General features: G+C 61.8%; 16 protein-coding genes. 11 read left to right on the plus strand and 5 right to left on the minus strand.

What is annotated here, in order from left to right:
- Positions 1-61: 61 nt before the first annotated feature.
- Genes AC07VI_RS00430 through AC07VI_RS00440 form a run of 3 tightly spaced genes read right to left on the minus strand, consistent with a single transcriptional unit; the run spans position 62 to position 3266 of the window.
- Positions 62-1159: an ABC transporter substrate-binding protein gene (locus tag AC07VI_RS00430; RefSeq protein ID WP_086144143.1), complete on the minus strand. Its 1098-nt coding sequence runs from the start codon at positions 1157-1159 to the stop codon at positions 62-64.
- 48 nt (positions 1160-1207) lie between these two features.
- Positions 1208-2161: a Bug family tripartite tricarboxylate transporter substrate binding protein gene (locus tag AC07VI_RS00435; protein ID WP_086144231.1), complete on the minus strand. Its 954-nt coding sequence runs from the start codon at positions 2159-2161 to the stop codon at positions 1208-1210.
- Positions 2162-2204: 43 nt separating this feature from the next.
- Positions 2205-3266, minus strand: a complete 1062-nt coding sequence (locus tag AC07VI_RS00440) for a porin (protein WP_086144142.1) — start codon at positions 3264-3266, stop codon at positions 2205-2207.
- Positions 3267-3466: 200 nt separating this feature from the next.
- Here AC07VI_RS00440 and AC07VI_RS00445 point away from each other — a divergent pair, with 200 nt between their 5' ends.
- The 4 genes from AC07VI_RS00445 to AC07VI_RS00460 all read left to right on the plus strand — a co-directional run bounded on the left by AC07VI_RS00445 (position 3467) and on the right by AC07VI_RS00460 (position 6917).
- The gene (locus tag AC07VI_RS00445) at positions 3467-4177 is read left to right on the plus strand and encodes a response regulator (protein ID WP_086144141.1); all 711 of its coding nucleotides are present in this window, start codon (positions 3467-3469) and stop codon (positions 4175-4177) included.
- Positions 4174-5679 (plus strand): sensor histidine kinase, encoded by a 1506-nt coding sequence (locus AC07VI_RS00450; protein ID WP_086144140.1) that lies wholly within the window; start codon positions 4174-4176, stop codon positions 5677-5679. Before AC07VI_RS00445 ends, AC07VI_RS00450 begins: the two co-directional genes overlap by 4 nt.
- 168 nt (positions 5680-5847) lie before the next feature.
- Positions 5848-6405, plus strand: coding sequence for an outer membrane beta-barrel protein (locus AC07VI_RS00455; RefSeq protein ID WP_086144139.1), 558 nt, complete (start codon positions 5848-5850; stop codon positions 6403-6405).
- Between the two features lie 146 nt (positions 6406-6551).
- Positions 6552-6917: a ribonuclease E inhibitor RraB gene (locus tag AC07VI_RS00460; protein WP_086144138.1), complete on the plus strand. Its 366-nt coding sequence runs from the start codon at positions 6552-6554 to the stop codon at positions 6915-6917.
- A 63-nt stretch (positions 6918-6980) separates the two neighbouring features.
- On the opposite strand, the gene AC07VI_RS00465 is transcribed toward AC07VI_RS00460, so the two are convergent.
- Together AC07VI_RS00465 and AC07VI_RS00470 are read right to left on the minus strand one after the other, a co-directional pair.
- Positions 6981-8303 carry a homoserine dehydrogenase gene (locus AC07VI_RS00465; RefSeq protein ID WP_086144137.1) on the minus strand — a complete coding sequence of 441 codons (1323 nt, stop codon included), beginning with the start codon at positions 8301-8303 and terminating at the stop codon, positions 6981-6983.
- Between the two features lie 90 nt (positions 8304-8393).
- Complete coding sequence (locus AC07VI_RS00470) at positions 8394-9623, minus strand: pyridoxal phosphate-dependent aminotransferase (RefSeq protein ID WP_086144136.1); 1230 nt, start codon at positions 9621-9623, stop codon at positions 8394-8396.
- A 406-nt stretch (positions 9624-10029) separates the two neighbouring features.
- Between AC07VI_RS00470 and AC07VI_RS00475 the strand changes: the two genes are divergently transcribed.
- The 7 genes from AC07VI_RS00475 (at position 10030) to AC07VI_RS00505 (ending at position 17378) form a co-directional block, all read left to right on the plus strand.
- Complete coding sequence (locus tag AC07VI_RS00475; RefSeq protein ID WP_086144230.1) at positions 10030-10422, plus strand: Mth938-like domain-containing protein; 393 nt, start codon at positions 10030-10032, stop codon at positions 10420-10422.
- Positions 10419-12092, plus strand: coding sequence for a glycosyltransferase family 39 protein (locus AC07VI_RS00480; protein WP_086144135.1), 1674 nt, complete (start codon positions 10419-10421; stop codon positions 12090-12092). The genes AC07VI_RS00475 and AC07VI_RS00480 overlap by 4 nt, the downstream gene beginning before the upstream one ends.
- Positions 12093-12283: 191 nt before the next feature.
- On the plus strand, positions 12284-13420 hold the full coding sequence (locus tag AC07VI_RS00485; protein WP_086144134.1) for a DegT/DnrJ/EryC1/StrS family aminotransferase: 1137 nt from the start codon (positions 12284-12286) through the stop codon (positions 13418-13420).
- An 11-nt stretch (positions 13421-13431) separates the two neighbouring features.
- Positions 13432-14427, plus strand: a complete 996-nt coding sequence (locus tag AC07VI_RS00490; RefSeq protein ID WP_226935350.1) for a glycosyltransferase — start codon at positions 13432-13434, stop codon at positions 14425-14427.
- Complete coding sequence (locus AC07VI_RS00495; protein ID WP_086144132.1) at positions 14427-15344, plus strand: formyltransferase; 918 nt, start codon at positions 14427-14429, stop codon at positions 15342-15344. The genes AC07VI_RS00490 and AC07VI_RS00495 overlap by 1 nt, the downstream gene beginning before the upstream one ends.
- A 22-nt stretch (positions 15345-15366) precedes the next feature.
- Positions 15367-16419, plus strand: coding sequence for a bifunctional UDP-4-keto-pentose/UDP-xylose synthase (locus AC07VI_RS00500; RefSeq protein WP_086144131.1), 1053 nt, complete (start codon positions 15367-15369; stop codon positions 16417-16419).
- Positions 16419-17378, plus strand: a complete 960-nt coding sequence (locus AC07VI_RS00505) for a polysaccharide deacetylase family protein (RefSeq protein WP_086144130.1) — start codon at positions 16419-16421, stop codon at positions 17376-17378. Before AC07VI_RS00500 ends, AC07VI_RS00505 begins: the two co-directional genes overlap by 1 nt.
- The last annotated feature ends 42 nt before the right edge of the window (positions 17379-17420 follow it).

Here is a 17420-nt window from a genome sequence, read left to right on the forward strand (position 1 = left end):
GAATGCACAGTGAGCATCGGAGGCCGCAAATCGCGACGCGCAGTAGGTTTTTCGGAGGTCCCTATTTTTTGCCGGCTGTTTCTTTCCATTGCTTCAGGAAGGCCATGCGCTTGGCAGGTCCCAAAAATTGCAGGATGATCGGGTGCACGGGAATCGGCTTGACGTTGGCCGCGCCGATTTCCTTGATCAATTCAGCCGAGGTGGTCTCGCCCGTGACGTCGGCGCGGATGGCGAACAGCTTGGCGCCGTTCGAGATGATGGTCTGGCCGCGATGCGACAGGATGTAATCGAGCCACAGCTTGCCGGCGTTGACGTTCTTCGCGTTCTTGTTGATGAACTGCACACGCGACAGGATCAGCGTGTAATCCTTAGGCAGCACCACGCCGATCGATGGGTCGGTCTTGGCGCGCACCAGGGCGTAGGAGCCCAGCACGTTGTAGCCGATCAGGTTTTCGCCCGAGGAGATGCGCTCCATCATGGTGCCCGTCGACGACTGCACGCGCACCTTGGCAGTGCCAAAGGCGTTTTCCAGCGCCAGGAACTGCGGGTACTCCTTGGCATCCTGCGCCATGAACATGAAGCCCACGCCCGATTTCTCGATGTCGTAGGTGGTGACCTTGTCCTTGAATTTCGGCGTGGCGATCAGCTTGACGAAGTCGTCGTGGCTTTTCGGTACTTCCTTCGGGTCAAGCAATCGCTTGTTGTAGACAATGGCGGCCGGCTCGAACGTGGTGCCGTATGCCTGGTCGTCCCACATCGCCCAGCCGGGAATCTTCGCCGCTTCGACCGACTTGTACTTCAGGGCGTAGCCGTCCGAGGCCAGGCGCATCTGCAGGTCCATCGCGGACGACCACATCACGTCGGCCGTGTTGCCGCCTGCCGCCACCTCGGAAATGAAGCGGTTGTACACCTCGGTGGAATTCATGTCGTTGTATTCGACCGAAATGCCTGGATACAGGGCGCTGAAATCCTTGATCAGGGGTGCGGCCGCCTTGCTGTCGGTCGCGCTGTAAATTACCAGCTTGCCTTCCTTCTTGGCCGCGTCGATGATCTTCTGGTAGTCGGCAGGATAGCCGGACGGCACTTGCGCAAAGGCGGCGCCGGCCAGGCTGGCAAACGCGGTGGCAATGGCGACTTGAAGCAGGGTCTTGGTTTGCATGAGGTTGTCTCCGTCTATGAAATAGATATTTTTAAAGTGTGATGCCGTTCAGCGCATTAATCCGAGCTCGGTGGCCTGCCGCGCATATTCGTCGACCGCCTTCCTGACATACGCCGTCAGCTTCGCCCCCGTCAGCACGAACGGGTACAGACCGGCCTGCGCACGCCATTCGGCGAACTGCGGCGTGGCCATGGCCCGGTCGAAAGTGGCCACCCAGCGCTGGTAGTCCGCTTCGGGCACCTGCGGCCCCATCCACACGCCGCGGATGATGGGCCATACCACGTCGATGCCCTGCTCGCGCGCCGTCGGCACGTTCGCCAGCACGCCCGGCAAGCGTTTTTCCGACAGTACCGCCAGCACGCGTGCATGATTGGCGCTCGCGTTCAGGGTCGCTTCGGACGTATCGCCCGACACCACCTGCACGTAATCGGCCTGCATCGCCGTAAATACTTCGCCGCCACCTTCGAGTGCCACGAAGCGCAGTACTTTCGGGTCGATGCCGGCGTGACGCGCCACCAGCGCCATCTTCAGCCAGTCCTGGCTGCCGATCGTGCCCGAGACGCCGATCAGCACCGTGTCCGGATGCTGGCGCAATGCCGCGATCAGGTCGCCGAGCGTCTTGTAGGGCGAATCGCTGCGCACGGCGATCATGCCGTAGTCTGCGCCCAGCGCCGCCACCCAGCGCACGTCGCTTGCCTTGGCGTTGCCGAACTTGCCCTGCGCCAGATTGAGCAGCGAACCGCCCGAAAAAGCCACCAGGGTGTTCGCTTCCGCGCGGCGGCGCTGCGAGCCCATCGAATGCCAGGCCACCGCGCCGATGCCGCCAGGCAGATAAGTGATGCGCATCGGGCCTGCGACGCCCGCCGCGCTCCCCTGCGCCAGGCCTTTTTTCGCCAGCTTGCAAGTCAGATCCATGGCGCCGCCCGGCTTGGACGGCACCACGCACTCCGCTGGCGCGGACGCCTGCGCCCCGGACGCGGCCACGGCCACGGCGGGGAGCATGCACAACAGCGACAGGAACAGGGAGCGCGGCATCGTCATGGGCTTAGAAGCGATGCTGGATGCCGGCGATCACGCCGCGCTGCGTGTTGTCGAAACCGGCATCGTCGCGCGACAGGCTGACCAGCTGGTTATGCTTGGCCTTGGCGTAGGCGCCGGCCACGTACAGGTCGGTACGCTTGGACAGGGCATAGCGCACGCGCGCCACGTACATGATCGGATCGGCATCCGTATTGGCCGCCACGTTCTTCACGTCCTGGTAGTAGATGACGCCCGTCAGCGTGACTTGCGGCGTGGTCATGTAGCTGACACCGCCCCAGTACAAGGTACCGCGCACGTCAGCCTTGCCGGCGGCGGCCGGATCGAGCTTGTAGTCGCGGGCGACGGCCTGCACCTTCCACGGACCTTCGCTGTACATCGCGCCCAGGTGGTAAGAGGTCGTCTTGTCGCGCGCACCGCCGGCAATGGAATTGCCGTTGACGCGCTCATACGTGGCCAGCAGGCTCACGGGACCGGCCGTGTAGGTCACGCCGGAAGAGAACTTGGCGCTGTCCTGGGCGCCTGTCGCTTGCTCGCCGAAGCCATACGAGGCGCCGAACTTGAAGTCTCCGGCCTTGCCCGAATACTTGACCAGGTTGTCGAACGCGGTCGTCATGCCGTACTTGCTGGGGCCGCTGGCGTTGGCCGACGTGGCCCACGAGTAGTAAGGCGCATAGCCCATCGGATCGAACGGCAGCACAAAGTCGTACACGGTGGTGAACGAACGGCCCAGCACCAATCGGCCATAGCTGCCTTCCAGGCCGACATACGCCTGGCGCTTGAACAGCGCGCCATCGGCAGCGCCCGTATCCATCAGGATGCCGCCTTCCAGGTTGAAGACGGCTTTCAGGCCGCCACCCAGGTCTTCGCTGCCGCGGATGCCCCAGCGCGACGTATTCATGCCGCCGGAGCTGACGTGGCTGACCGAGCCTTTCGATGGCGAGGCATTGCTGGTATTGTCGACGCCGACGTCGAGCAAGCCGTACACGGTAACGTTCGACTGGGCGTGGGCAGCGCCGGCTGCGGCAAGAACAGCCATGGCAGCCAGCGAGAATGCGGTTTTCTTCATGTAGAGTCTCCCTCAGATATAGTTATTGGTGATAAGCCTGATCAATTTCATGAATCAGGATCACACTATATGAGCGCCATCCTTTCAATTGGCTTTCAGATGGACAGGTGTCGCTGGCCAGCCACAATGGACATCAACATATTCATCGCCTCCCCTGCCGCCAGGCTTACACTGCTTCATTTCAACGAATGGCGGAGACCATGCGCATATTATTAGTGGAAGACCATCTGGAGCTGTCGCACTGGCTGGCAAAGGCCTTGCGCGACGCGCACCTGACGGTGGAGACCGCCCACAACGGCGCCGATGCCGACGCCCTGCTGCACACGCAGGAATACTCGCTGGTGCTGCTCGACCTGAGCCTGCCCAAGATGGATGGCCTGGACGTGCTGCGCCGCCTGCGCGCGCGCGGCGGCACGCGCGGCAAGACTCCTGTCATGATACTCACTGCGCGCGGCGGCCTCGATGAAAAAGTGCAGGGCCTGAACCTGGGCGCCGACGACTACATGGCCAAGCCGTTCGAACTGGCCGAACTGGAGGCGCGCGTAAAGGCCCTGCTGCGCCGCAGCCAGGGAAACGAAGCGCTGGTGCATAGCTGCGGCGCTCTCAGTTTCGACACCGTCACGCGCATGTTCAGCTATGGCGGTGCGGCACTGGCCCTGACGCCGCGCGAACACGCGGTGCTTGAGGCCCTGATCACGCGCTCTGGCCGCGCCGTATCGAAAGAAAAATTGTTCGACGAAGTCTTCGCCCTGGCCGACGACGCCAACCTGGACGCCATTGAACTGTACATCCACCGCGTGCGCAAGAAGCTTGAAAGCGATGCGCCGGACGCCGCCGCCATCACCACCCTGCGCGGCATCGGCTACCTGCTGCAGCCGCGCAGCGCCATGGTGCCGGCAGCGTCAAAATGAGTGTGTCCCGCCTGCCGCTGGCCGAACGTCTGCGCCGATACTCCGCGCAGGGCCGGCCGCTGGGCAGCCTGCGCAGCCAGCTGCTGCGCTGGCTGCTCATTCCGCTGGTGATGCTGGTGCTGCTGGACGCCTTCTTCGTCTACCGCAACGCGCTCGATGCGGCCGACATGGCGTATGACCGCTCGCTGCTGGCGTCAACGCGCGCGCTGGCCGAGCGCGTTTCCATCGTGGGCGGCAAAGTGGTGGCGGAAGTGCCTTACGTGGCGCTCGACAGCTTCGAGACCGATACCCTGGGCCGCATCTACTACAAGGTCACCGGCATCAACGGCGAACTGGTCTCGGGCTATGGCGACTTGCCGCCCGTGCCGAAAAACGTGCCCCGCTCGCAGAATTACCCTGCTCTGGTGCGCTTCTACCACGCCGACTATCACGGCAAGCCGATCCGCATCGCCGCCCTGCTGCAACCCGTGTATGACGACTCGATGCGCGGCATCGCCCTGATCCAGGTGGCCGAAACGCTCGATGCGCGGCGCGGCCTGTCGAACCAGATCCTGTTCGACACCCTGAGCTGGCAGGCGGCGATGATACTGGTGATGGGCGCCCTCGTGTGGTTCGCCGTGCGCCTGGTACTGCAGCCGCTGATGCGATTGAAAACGGAAGTCGAGACGCGCACGCTGTCCGACCTGTCCGACGTCGACCCGGCGCTGGTGCACAAGGAGATGCGCCCGCTGGTGAGCGCCATGAACGGCTCCATGTCGCGCCTGCAGCAGCTGATCGCCAGCCAGCGCCGCTTCATCGCCGACGCCTCGCACCAGCTGCGCACGCCCCTGACGGTGCTGAAAACCCAGGCCGAACTGGCCTTGCGGGCCTGCGACCGCCAGAGCGGCACCTCTCCCGGTGCGGCAGACGTGGCCGCGCTGCGCGACATCGTGCGTTCCATCGCCGTCACCACCGATTCGACCGTGCTGCTGGCCAACCGCCTGCTGACCCTGGCGCGCATCGAACATGGCGGCGACAGCCTGGCCATGGACACCGTACCGTTACGCGACGTGGCGCAGCAAGTGGGCCTGGAAATGGCCATGAGCGCCGTCAGCAAGAATATCGACCTGTCGCTGGAAGCGCGCGACGAAGCCCCCGTGCATGGCCAGGCCTTGCTGTTGCACGAACTGGTGGCCAACCTGGTCGACAATGCACTGCGCTACACGCCGCAGGGCGGCAACGTGATCCTGCGCGTGCGCGTGATGACAATGAATGGCGATGGCCGTGAAACGGTGCTGGAAGTGGAAGACAGCGGCGCCGGCATCCCGCCTGCGGAACGCGAACGCGTATTTACACCGTTTTACCGGGTCGGCGCGGCGCTCGAGAGCAATCCTGGCGGCGCCGGGCTGGGCCTGGCCATCGTGCGCGACATCGCCGCCCTGCACGGCGCACGGCTGGAACTGGCGACGGCGGCCAATGGGCACGGCTTGAAAGTCAGCGTGCTTTTCAGCGCTGCCACGTGAAGCATTGCATCGATATGCCTTCGATATCGAACGTTGCTCAAAAACAACACGTAGTTTATTTCTAATATTTTTTAAATAATTGCCTTACGTAAACATATTCATCCCTATACAATTCGGTTCCCATTAAGCGGCGAGGCAGTCTCTCCGCATTAATTATCTAGGATCAATATGAAAAAGCAATTGTTTGCAGTAGTTGTTGGCGCCGCCCTGGCATTCCCTTTGTTCGCTCAAGCAGAAGGCGCATACATCGGCGCTAACGTCGGCCGTTCGGAATTGAAACTGTCTATCGATCAAGACGGTTCGAACAAGAAGAGCAACACCGGCTACAAAGCGTACGCTGGCTACGATTTCACGCAAAACTTCGGCGCAGAAGCCGGCTATGTCGACTTCGGCAAGGTAAACCGCACCATTGACGGCACGACGCTGGAAGCAAAAAGCCATGCATTCTACGTCGCCGCGACCGGCACCCTGCCGCTGAACGAACAGTTCTCGCTGTTCGCCAAGGCTGGTGTATCGCAAAACCGCACCAAAATCAGCATCAGCGACGCGAGCGGTAGCGAATCGAAAAACAAGACCTCCGCCATCTTTGGCATCGGCGCGGCATACAACATCAGCAAGAACCTGTCGGCTGTGGCGGAATACGAAAACTTCGGCAAAGTTGCCAGCGAAGGCGGCGACAAACTGAAAGCCGACCTGCTGTCGATCGGCCTGCGCTACAAGTTCTAATTCGCGCTTGCGCGAACCAGCATCCCGCCGTTTTGACGGCGGATAATAAAAACCGGCTGCAAAGCCGGTTTTTTTATGGGCGCGTGGCGCGTCACCGGTGCCGATGTTAAGATCGCGCCCTGAGATTTCAATGAAAGCCTGCCGCCATGATGACCAAAGAAGATGTAAGCGAACTGTTTGCCAATATCGCCGAGAACGCGCCGTGGGACCTGTCCCAGCCACTGCTGTGGGGCTATTACTTCACCAATCCCACGTCCGAACCGCTGGAGCAGGCCGCCTCCCTGCTGGCGATTCAGGGCTACCGCCCCGTGGAGCTGTACCAGCCGGAACTGGACGACCCGGCCGCCGCCCCCGTGTGGGTGCTGCACGTGGAAAAGGCCGAAGTGCACGGCGTCGACAGCCTGCATGCGCGCAATGGCGAACTGATGCAGTTTGCGCAGGAAAACCAGCTGGCCAGCTATGACGGCATGGATGTGGGGCCCGTCGGCGCGCCCGATGTGCCGCAGCTGTAAGACAGTTTAACGATAAAAAAACGGCGCCCACGGGCGCCGTTTTGCATGGATCGCCGCAAACGGTCAGCTGAGGTTTTCCAGGCGGATCTTGGTGACGGTGCCCACCACGCTGTGCAACGCTTCCATTTTCGCGATGGCGGCCGTGACGTTCTTTTCCTGCGTCTGGTGCGTCAGCATGATGATGTCCGTATGCGTCTCGCCTTCGGCCGGCTCTTTTTGCAGCATGGCGTCGATCGAAATGCTGCGCTCGGCCAGGATGCGCGTCAGGTCGGCCAGCACGCCCGGCTGGTCGGCCACGTGCATGCGCAGGTAGTAGCTGGTGGTGATTTCCGACATCGGCAGGATGGCGATGTCGGTCATGGCGTTCGGCTGGAACGCCAGGTGCGGCACGCGGTGTTCCGGGTCGGCCGTGGCCAGGCGGGTAATGTCGACCAGGTCGGCGATCACCGACGAGGCGGTCGGCTCGGCGCCGGCGCCACGGCCCGAATACAGGCTGGCGCCGACGGCGTCGCCGTGCACCAGCACCGCGTTCATGGCGCCTTCGACGTTGGCGATCAGGCGCTTGGCCGGGATCAGGGTCGGATGCACGCGCAGCTCGATGCCTTCCACGCCGTTGACGGTGGCGCGCTTGGTGATGCCCAGCAGCTTGATGCGGTAGCCCAGCTGCTCGGCGTAGCGGATATCGACGGCATTGAGGTTGCTGATGCCTTCCACGTAGGCCTTGTCGAACTGCACCGGGATGCCGAAGGCGATGGCCGACATGATGGTGGCCTTGTGCGCGGCGTCCACGCCCTCGATGTCGAAAGTAGGGTCGGCTTCCGCGTAACCGAGTTCCTGCGCCTGTTTCAGCACGGTGGCGAAATCGAGACCCTTGTCGCGCATTTCGGACAGGATGAAGTTGGTGGTGCCGTTGATGATGCCGGCGATCCATTCGATGCGGTTGGCCGTCAGGCCTTCGCGCAGCGCCTTGATGATGGGGATGCCGCCGGCGACAGCCGCTTCGAAGGCCACCATCACGCCCTTGTCCTGGGCGGCGGCGAAGATTTCGTTGCCGTGTACGGCCAGCAGGGCCTTGTTGGCCGTGACCACGTGCTTGCCGTTGGCAATGGCCTGCATCACCAGGGTTTTTGCCAGGTCGTAGCCGCCGATCAGTTCGACGACGATGTCGATCTCGGGGTCGTTGACGATCAAGTAGGGGTCATTGACGACCTTGCAGCCGCCGGCGACCAGCGTCTCGGCGCGCGCCACGTCGCGCACGGCGACGGCGACGACTTCAATGCCGCGGCCCGCGCGGCGCTTGATTTCTTCCTGGTTGCGTTGCAGGACGCTGAACGTGCCGTAACCGACATTGCCCAGGCCCAGCAGGCCGATCTTGATGGATTTCATAGTTGTGCTTGACTGCTCATAAGTGGCGCCCCCCTTGGGCGGCGCCAGGTTGATCGGTATGGTTGATCGAGATTGCTGCTGCTGGCCGGTTCAGCCCCGGCCGTGACGCTTGCGATAGCCTTCGAGGAAGCGGGCAATGCGGCCCATGGCCTCGGTCAGGTCATCGGAATTGGGCAGGAAGACGACGCGGAAATGGTCGGGCGCGATCCAGTTGAAACCCGTGCCCTGCACGATAAGGACCTTGGCCTCGGCCAGTAATTCATAGGCAAACTGCTGGTCGTCGGCGATCGGGTAGATCTCCGGGTCCAGGCGCGGGAACATGTACAGCGCAGCCTTCGGCTTGACACAGGTGACGCCCGGAATATCGGTCAGCAGCTTGTGCGCCAGGTCGCGCTGTTTCAACAGGCGCCCGCCGGGCCCCACCAGGTCTTGTATGCTCTGGTAGCCGCCAAGCGCCGTCTGGATGGCAAACTGCCCCGGGGCGTTGGCGCATAGACGCATCGAGGCCAGCATGTTGAGGCCCTCGATGTAATCTTTTGCGTGGCGCTTTTCGCCCGAGACCACCATCCAGCCGGAACGGTAGCCGCAGGAGCGGTAATTCTTCGACAAGCCGTTCATGGTAATGAACAGCACGTCGTCGGCCAGCGAGGCGATCGACACGTGCTCGGCTTCGTCGTACAGCACCTTGTCGTAAATCTCGTCGGCGAAAATGATCAGCTGGTGCTGGCGCGCCAGTTCGACGATCTGCAGCAGCACGGAAACCGGGTACAGCGCGCCCGTCGGATTGTTCGGGTTGATGACGACGATGGCTTTTGTTTGCGGCGTAATCTTGCGGCGCATGTCCTCGATGTCGGGATACCACTCGTTGCGCTCGTCGCATACGTAATGCACGGGATTGCCGCCGGACAGGCTGACGGCGGCCGTCCACAGCGGATAGTCGGGCGCCGGCACCAGCACTTCATCGCCGCTGTTGAGCAGGGCGTTCATCGACATGACGATCAGTTCCGAGGCACCATTGCCCAGGTAAATGTCGTCGATGGTCACGCCGGCGATATTCTTTCCTTGCGTGTAGTGCATGACGGCCTTGCGCGGCGCGAACATGCCCTTCGAATCCGTATAGCCGGCCGCGTTCTGCAGGTTGAGCATCATGTCGCGCACGATCTCGTCTGGCGGATCAAAGCCGAATACGGCAAGGTTGCCGATATTGAGCTTGGTGATCTTGTGGCCTTCTTCTTCCATTTGCCTGGATTTTTCCAGGACCGGGCCGCGGATGTCGTAGCAGACGTCCGCCAATTTATTCGATTTCTGAATCGGTCGCAAAATAAATCCCTGTCGTGATGCGGCGCTGCCGGCCTTACGCTTGCGGCGTAACACCCGCGCCAGAACTATGAACCCATGAGACTGCAATGCGAAAACAACCATTCTCGCCGAAAGCAGGCCATTTTATCAAATTAAACATGGCGAACTGCAGCATTTCGCGCCGATTCTGCCACGCCGGGCGCCGCGAACGGCCATTCCGGCCGGAGCACCTTCATCTTCTCTTAATCTTTACCCACTACCATGGCGCCAGCACCGTCTGCGAGCGCGGCGGCAAACATTGCAAATTGGAAAGAATGTTGCATTGCATTCGCTCTTTTCTGTCATTTATGGCATGCTTACGCCCTTCGTCGCAGCACGCATCCAGACGGCGCGCGCTCCGATCAACCGACACGACCATCCCATCGCCATGAAACTTCATGCCAGCAGCACCCAACAATACCAAACCGTCACAGGCTACGACGAAAATGGCGTTGAAATCAATGCCCTGCCGTACAACTACAGCCTGATCGTCATGCCGGAAATGCCGCCACGGGCGTGGGATGTGGACAGTTTCGAGCAGCTGAGCGAGGCGCATTTCGCGCAAATCCTGGCCGACGCGCCCGACGTGGTCATCCTCGGCACGGGCGAACGCCAGCGCTTCGTGCATCCGAAGCTGACGGCCGCGCTGACCATGCGCCGCATTGGCGTCGAATGCATGGATAGCCAGGCTGCCTGCCGCACCTACAACATCCTCATGGGCGAAGGCCGCAAAGTCACGCTGGCCCTGATCCTGGCCCCAGGCGCAGGCAAGAACGCATGAAAATCAACGTCAACGAACTGCACTCGTCACGGGTGCTGATGTGGTCCCTGCTGGGCATCTTCATCATCGTCACCCTGTACGCGCTGGGCATCCGCACCCTGGTGCCGCCCGACGAGGGCCGCTACGCGGAGATGGCGCGCGAGATGTTCGTCAGCGGCGACTGGATCACCACGCGCCTGAACGGCATCAAGTACTTCGAAAAACCGCCCCTGCAAACGTGGATGAATGCGCTCAGCTTCGCCGCCTTTGGCCTGGGCGAATGGCAGGCGCGCCTGTGGACTGGCCTGTGCGGCATCATCGGCGTGTGCATGACCGCCTACGCAGGCAGGAAAGTCTTCGGTCCGCGCGTGGGGCTGTATGCCGGCCTGGTGCTGGCGTCGAGCCTGTTCTGGCTCGCTTCCGGCCAGATCAATTCGCTGGACATGAGCTTGTCGGCCATGATGACCATCGTGCTGACCAGCCTGCTGATCGCCCAGCGTGACGAGGCCGGCCCCGCCGAACGGCGCAACTGGATGCTGCTGTGCTGGGCAGGCATGGCGCTGGCCGTGCTGGCCAAGGGCCTGATCGGCATCGTGCTGCCGGGCGCCGTGCTGGTACTGTACTCGCTGTGCGCGCGCGACTGGCGCATCTGGACCCGTTTGCACCTGGTCAAAGGCCTGCTCGTCTTCTTCGCCATCGCCACGCCGTGGTTCGTGCTGGTGGCCCTGCGCAACCCCGAACAGCCGCATTTCTTCTTCATCCACGAGCACTTCCAGCGCTTCCTGATGAAGGGCCACAAACGCGAAGGCGCCTGGTATTACTTCCTCGTGCTGCTAATCCCGGGCATCATGCCCTGGCTGGGTGTATTGCCACAAAGCATAGCGGCCGCCTTCAAGCGCCAGGAAGGCGCCTTCCAGCCCCGTTTGATGGTGCTGATCTGGGTCCTGTTCATCACTTTCTTCTTCAGCTACTCGACCTCGAAGCTGCCCGGCTACATCGTGCCCGTCTTCCCCGCCCTGGCGCTGCTGATCGCACTGTTCCTGGAGTCGGCGTCGCGGCGCCAGCGCATGCTCGCTGCGGGCTTGCTGTGCGTGCTGGGCGCGGCCATCCTGATCGGCGGCCCGATCGCCTTCGGCAAGGCCAGCGCGCGCGATCCGGCCGCCCTGATTGCACTCAAGGGCTACCAGCCCTGGCTGATGGCGGCCGGCTTCTTCGCCCTGGCCGGCGGCGCCCTGGCCTTGCTGCATGCGCGCCAGTTGCGCCGCGACATGACGATACTGACCATCGCCGGCGCCGGCTTCCTGGCCACGCACTGCATCCTGGCCGGTTCCGAACTGTATGGCCAGAACCGCGCCGGCACCGATATGCTGCCGCAGATCCAGGCCGAACTGAAGCCCGACACCAAGGTCTACTCCGTCGGCATCTATGAACAGTCGCTCACGTACTACCTGCAGCGCACCGTGATCCTCGTCGACTACTGGGATGAGTTCACCTTCGGCCTGAAACAGCAGCCCGAACTGTCGATACCGACCATTGAGCCCTTCATCGAACAGTGGACGCGCGACGCGGCTGCCGGTGTGCGCGACGTGGCCATCATCAGCCTCGATCGCTACAAGGAACTGCAGCAACGGGGCATCCCCATGCGCGTCGTGGCGCAGGATGCGCGCCGCATGGTTATTGCCAATCAGTAAAGAACAACGTGCATGACAGGGCGCGTACCGGAACGGTCCGCGCCCGCATCGGAAGCTGATCACCCCCAAAAAACGGCTGCGCCGCTCCGGCAATATAGATTTAGAATAAGCATGACGGCCCGCGGACAACGGTCTCGCTGGCGGCCTCGGCAACAACCCATACAGCATAGTCAACCCAAGAACAGCGCCCCATGACCTCTACCCTGCCCTTTTTGCCTTTTTCCAAACCCACCATCGATGAAGCAACCATCGCCGCCGTCGGCGAAGTGCTGCGCTCTGGCTGGATCACCAGCGGACCGAAAGTACAAGCCTTTGAAGCCCAGCTGTCCGAATACTTCGGCGGGCGCCCCGTGCGTACGTTCAATTCGGGTACTTGCACCATGGAAATTGCGCTGCGCATCGCCGGCATCGGCCCCGGCGACGAAGTCATCACCACGCCCGTGTCGTGGGTGGCGACAGCCAACGTCATCATCGAAGTGGGCGCCACGCCCGTGTTCGCCGATATCGACCCCGTCACGCGCAATATCGACCTCGACAAGCTGGAAGCGGCCATCACGCCCCGTACGAAAGCCATCATCCCCGTTTTCCTGTCCGGCCTGCCGGTCGACATGGACCGCCTGTACGCGATTGCCCAAAAGCACAACTTAAGAGTCGTGGAAGACGCGGCGCAGGCGTTCGGCTCCGAATGGAAGGGCAAGCGCATCGGTTCGTTCGGCGATTTCGTCTCGTTCAGCTTCCAGGCCAACAAGAACATCACCACGGGAGAAGGCGGCGCGCTGGTCCTGAACAACCTGGAAGAAGCGAAGCTGGCCGAGAAATACCGACTGCAAGGCGTCACGCGCAGCGGCGTCGACGGCATCGATGTCGATGTGCTGGGCGGCAAGTACAACATGAGCGACATCATGGCCGCCATCGGCCTGGGCCAGTTTGCCAACATCGATGCCATCACGGCCCACCGCCGCGCCCTGGCACGCCATTATTTCGCGCAATTCGGCAACGATTTCGAAGCGCAGAGCGGCGCCCAGCTGCCGGTGCAGGACTTTGAGAACAGCAACTGGCATTTGTTCCAGATCATCCTGCCCGACAATGGCCCCGGCACGCGCGCCGCATTCATGCAGGCGATGGCACAGCAGAACGTGGGAACGGGCTATCATTACGCACCGATCCACCTGTTTACCATGTACCGCGAACGCGGCTTTACCGAAGGCATGTTCCCTGTCTCGGAAAAGATCGGCCGCCTGACCGTGACCCTGCCGATGTTCTACGCCATGACGAAACAGGACGTGGAACGTGCCGTCGCCACCGTCAAATCCATCCTCATCAAATAAGTAACGCGCCGATGAAACCTGAACTGTCCATTATCATTCCCATCTACAACGAGCAGGATGGCCTGGCCGCCCTGTTTGCGCGCCTGTATCCGGCCCTCGATGCCTTGCAAACAAGCTACGAGATCGTCTTCATCAATGACGGCAGCCGCGACAATTCGGTCAGCATCCTGGCCGAGCAATTCCGGCAGCGGCCCGACGTCACGCGCGTGGTCTTATTTAACGGCAATTACGGCCAGCATATGGCCATCCTGGCCGGTTTTGAAGCCTCGCGCGGCCAGATCATGATCACGCTCGACGCCGACCTGCAAAATCCGCCCGAGGAAATCGGCAACCTGGTGGCGAAGATGCGCGAAGGCTACGATTACGTAGGCTCGATCCGGCGCAAGCGACAAGATTCCGCCTGGCGCACGCTGGCCTCGAAAATGATGAACCGCCTGCGCGAAAAGATCACGAATATCAAGATCACCGACCAGGGCAACATGCTGCGCGCGTATGGCCGCAACGTGATCGACCTCGTCAACCAGTGCGCCGAAGTGAACACCTTCGTGCCCGCGCTGGCCTACACGTTTGCCCGCAAGCCCACGGAAATCACCGTCGAGCACGAAGAACGGGCCGCCGGCGAGTCGAAATACTCGCTGTACAGCTTGATCCGCCTCAATTTCGACCTCGTCACGGGCTTTTCGCTGGTGCCGCTGCAGATCTTTTCCATGCTCGGCATGGCCTTGTCGCTGGGCTCGGCGATGCTGGTGTTCTTCCTGCTGGTGCGCCGCTTCCTGCTGGGCGCGGAAGCCGAAGGCGTGTTCACCCTGTTTGCCATCGCCTTCTTCTTCATGGGCGTGATCCTGTTCGGCATCGGCCTGGTGGGCGAATACGTGGGACGCATCTTCCAGCAAGTGCGCGCCCGTCCCCGCTATGTGGTGCAGACCATCTTGCAGGACGGCATGACCCAGGCGGAAACCGAGGCACAGCCGTACGTGCGCCTGGAACAACGCCAGGTGGGGCGCTGATGGGCGCCCCGCGCGCCGTCGTCTTCGGCTACCACAACGTCGGCGTGCGCTGCATCAAGGTGCTGCTGGCCGGTGGCGTCGATATCGCCCTCGTCGTCACGCACGAAGACAGCCCCACGGAAAACCTGTGGTTCGAGTCCGTGGCGGACCTGTGCCGGGCCGAAGGCATCCCCTATGTCACGCCGGGCGACGCCCGCGCGCCGGAGCTGCTGGCGCAGGTGCAGGCGGCCACGCCGGACATGCTGTTCAGTTTTTACTACCGTCACATGTTGCCGGCCAGCATATTGGAAGTCGCGCCGGCCTACAATATGCACGGCTCGCTGCTGCCGCAGTTCCGTGGCCGCGCCCCCGTCAACTGGGCCGTGCTGCATGGCGCCACGGAAACGGGCGCCACCCTGCATGAAATGACGGTCAAGCCGGACGCCGGCGCCATCGTGGCGCAGACGGCCGTGCCCATCCTGCCCGACGACACGGCGTTTGAAGTGTTTGGCAAGGTAACTGTTGCCGCAGAGCAAACTCTCTGGGGCGTGCTGCCCGCCTTGCTGGACGGCACGGCGCCGCGCCAGTTGAACGACCTGCGCCAGGGCGGCTATTTTGGCGGACGCAAGCCCGAAGACGGCCGCATCGACTGGAAGTTACCCGCGCAACAGGTGTACAACTTGCACCGGGCCGTCGCGCCACCGTATCCGGGTGCCTTCACCGAGGTCAACAATGTCGTTTACATCATCGAAACAGCCCGTTTAAGCAAGCTTTCAGCGGGAAGTTTGCCACCGGGCTTGGCGGTAGTGGATAATTGCATCTTTGGCGTCTGCGGTGACGGCCGCATGCTGGCCATTTCCGCGCTGAAGGCCGGTGAGGAGACGATTTCGGCCAAGCAATTGCAAGAAAGACTGACCACCCGCGTCAGCACACATTGAATATTACACTCGAGAATCTCACATGAAAAAAGTCCTCATCTTAGGCGTCAACGGCTTCATCGGCCACCACCTGTCGAAGCGCATCCTGGAAACCACCGACTGGCATGTCTACGGCATGGACATGAACACGGACCGCATCACGGAATTGCTGGACGACGAAAACTACAAGTCGCGCATGCACTTCTTTGAAGGCGACATCACGATCAACAAGGAATGGGTCGAGTACCACGTCAAGAAATGCGACGTGATCCTGCCGCTGGTGGCCATCGCCACGCCGTCGACCTACGTCAAGCAGCCACTGCGCGTGTTCGAACTGGACTTCGAAGCCAACCTGCCGATCGTGCGCTCGGCCGCCAAGTACGGCAAGCACCTGGTTTTCCCGTCGACCTCGGAAGTGTATGGCATGTGCCACGACGAAGAATTCGATCCGGAAAACTCGGAACTGATCTGCGGCCCGATCAACAAGCCGCGCTGGATCTACTCGAACGCCAAGCAGCTGATGGACCGCGTGATCTGGGGCTACGGCATGGAAGGCCTGAACTTCACTTTGTTCCGTCCATTCAACTGGATCGGCGCGGGCCTGGACTCGATCCACACGCCGAAAGAAGGCTCGTCGCGCGTCGTGACGCAATTCTTCGGTCATATCGTGCGCGGCGAGAACATCTCGCTGGTGGACGGCGGCGCGCAGAAACGCGCATTCACCTACATCGACGACGGCATCGATGCCTTGATCCGCATCATTGCCAACAAAAATGGCGTCGCCAGCGGCAAGATCTACAACATTGGCAATCCGACCAATAATTACTCGATCCGCGACCTGGCCGGCATGATGCTGAACCTGGCCGCCGAGTACCCGGAATACGCCGAAGGCGCAAAACACGTGAAAATCGTGGAAACGACCTCGGGCGCCTACTACGGCGCCGGCTACCAGGACGTGCAGAACCGCGTGCCGAAAATCACGAATACCTGCGAAGAACTGGGCTGGGCGCCAACGACGTCCATGGCCGATTCCCTGCGCAATATCTTCGACGCCTACCGCAGCCAGGTAGCCCAAGCCAAAGCCCTGATGGATTAATGTTGAGCAAGCCGTTCCTGACCCTGAAGATCGACGTCGATACCTATCGCGGCACCCGTGAAGGCATGGGCAATCTGGTGCGCATGTTGCAGGCGCACCAGGCCAACGCCACCTTTCTGTTCTCGCTGGGTCCCGACCATACAGGTTGGGCCTTGCGGCGCGCCTTGCGGCCCGGCTTTTTCAGCAAGGTGTCGCGCACCTCGGTGGTCGAGCACTACGGCTTGAAAACATTGATGTACGGCACCTTGCTGCCGGGACCCGATATCGGCAAGCAATGCGCGGCGCAATTGCGCGCCGTGCGCGATGCCGGTTTCGAGTGCGGCATCCACACCTGGGACCATACCCTGTGGCAAGACAACGTGGCCAAGCGCAACGCCGCCTGGACCATCAGCATGATGCGCAAGGCCGCCAACCGCTACGAGCAGGTGTTCGGCACCAAGCCGCACACGCACGGCGCGGCCGGCTGGCAAATGAATGTCAGCGCCTTTGTCGAGCATGACACGGCCGGCTACCGCTTTGCGTCCGATGGCCGCGCCATGCTCGACGCGCGCGGCGCCATGGAGCAGCCGGCGCAGGGTCCGCATCGCGTGCGCAACGGCAATACCATTCTCCAATGCGTGCAGTTGCCCACCACCCTGCCCACCCTGGACGAGCTGCTCGGTTGCGAAATCGATGGCAAAACCATCACAACCGGAAATGTTGCCGCGCATATATTGTCGCTGACGGCGGATAATCCGCGCGATCACGTGTATACCTTGCATGCGGAACTTGAAGGTCAGAAACTCGCCCCCATTTTCGAGCAACTGCTGGCTGGCTGGAAAGCCCAGGGCTACCAGTTTGCAGCGATGGGCGACTATTATGAAAAGATAAAAAATACGGACCTGCCCGTTTGCCCCATCACCTGGGATGAATTGCCAGGGCGTTCGGGACGCCTGATTGTGCAGGGCAAAGCGGCCTGAATGCTGTATCGTTGCACCTGGATGCGTTGCCAGATTAAAAAC

The sequence above is a fragment of the Janthinobacterium sp. GW821-FHT03A03 genome (assembly GCF_059421435.1).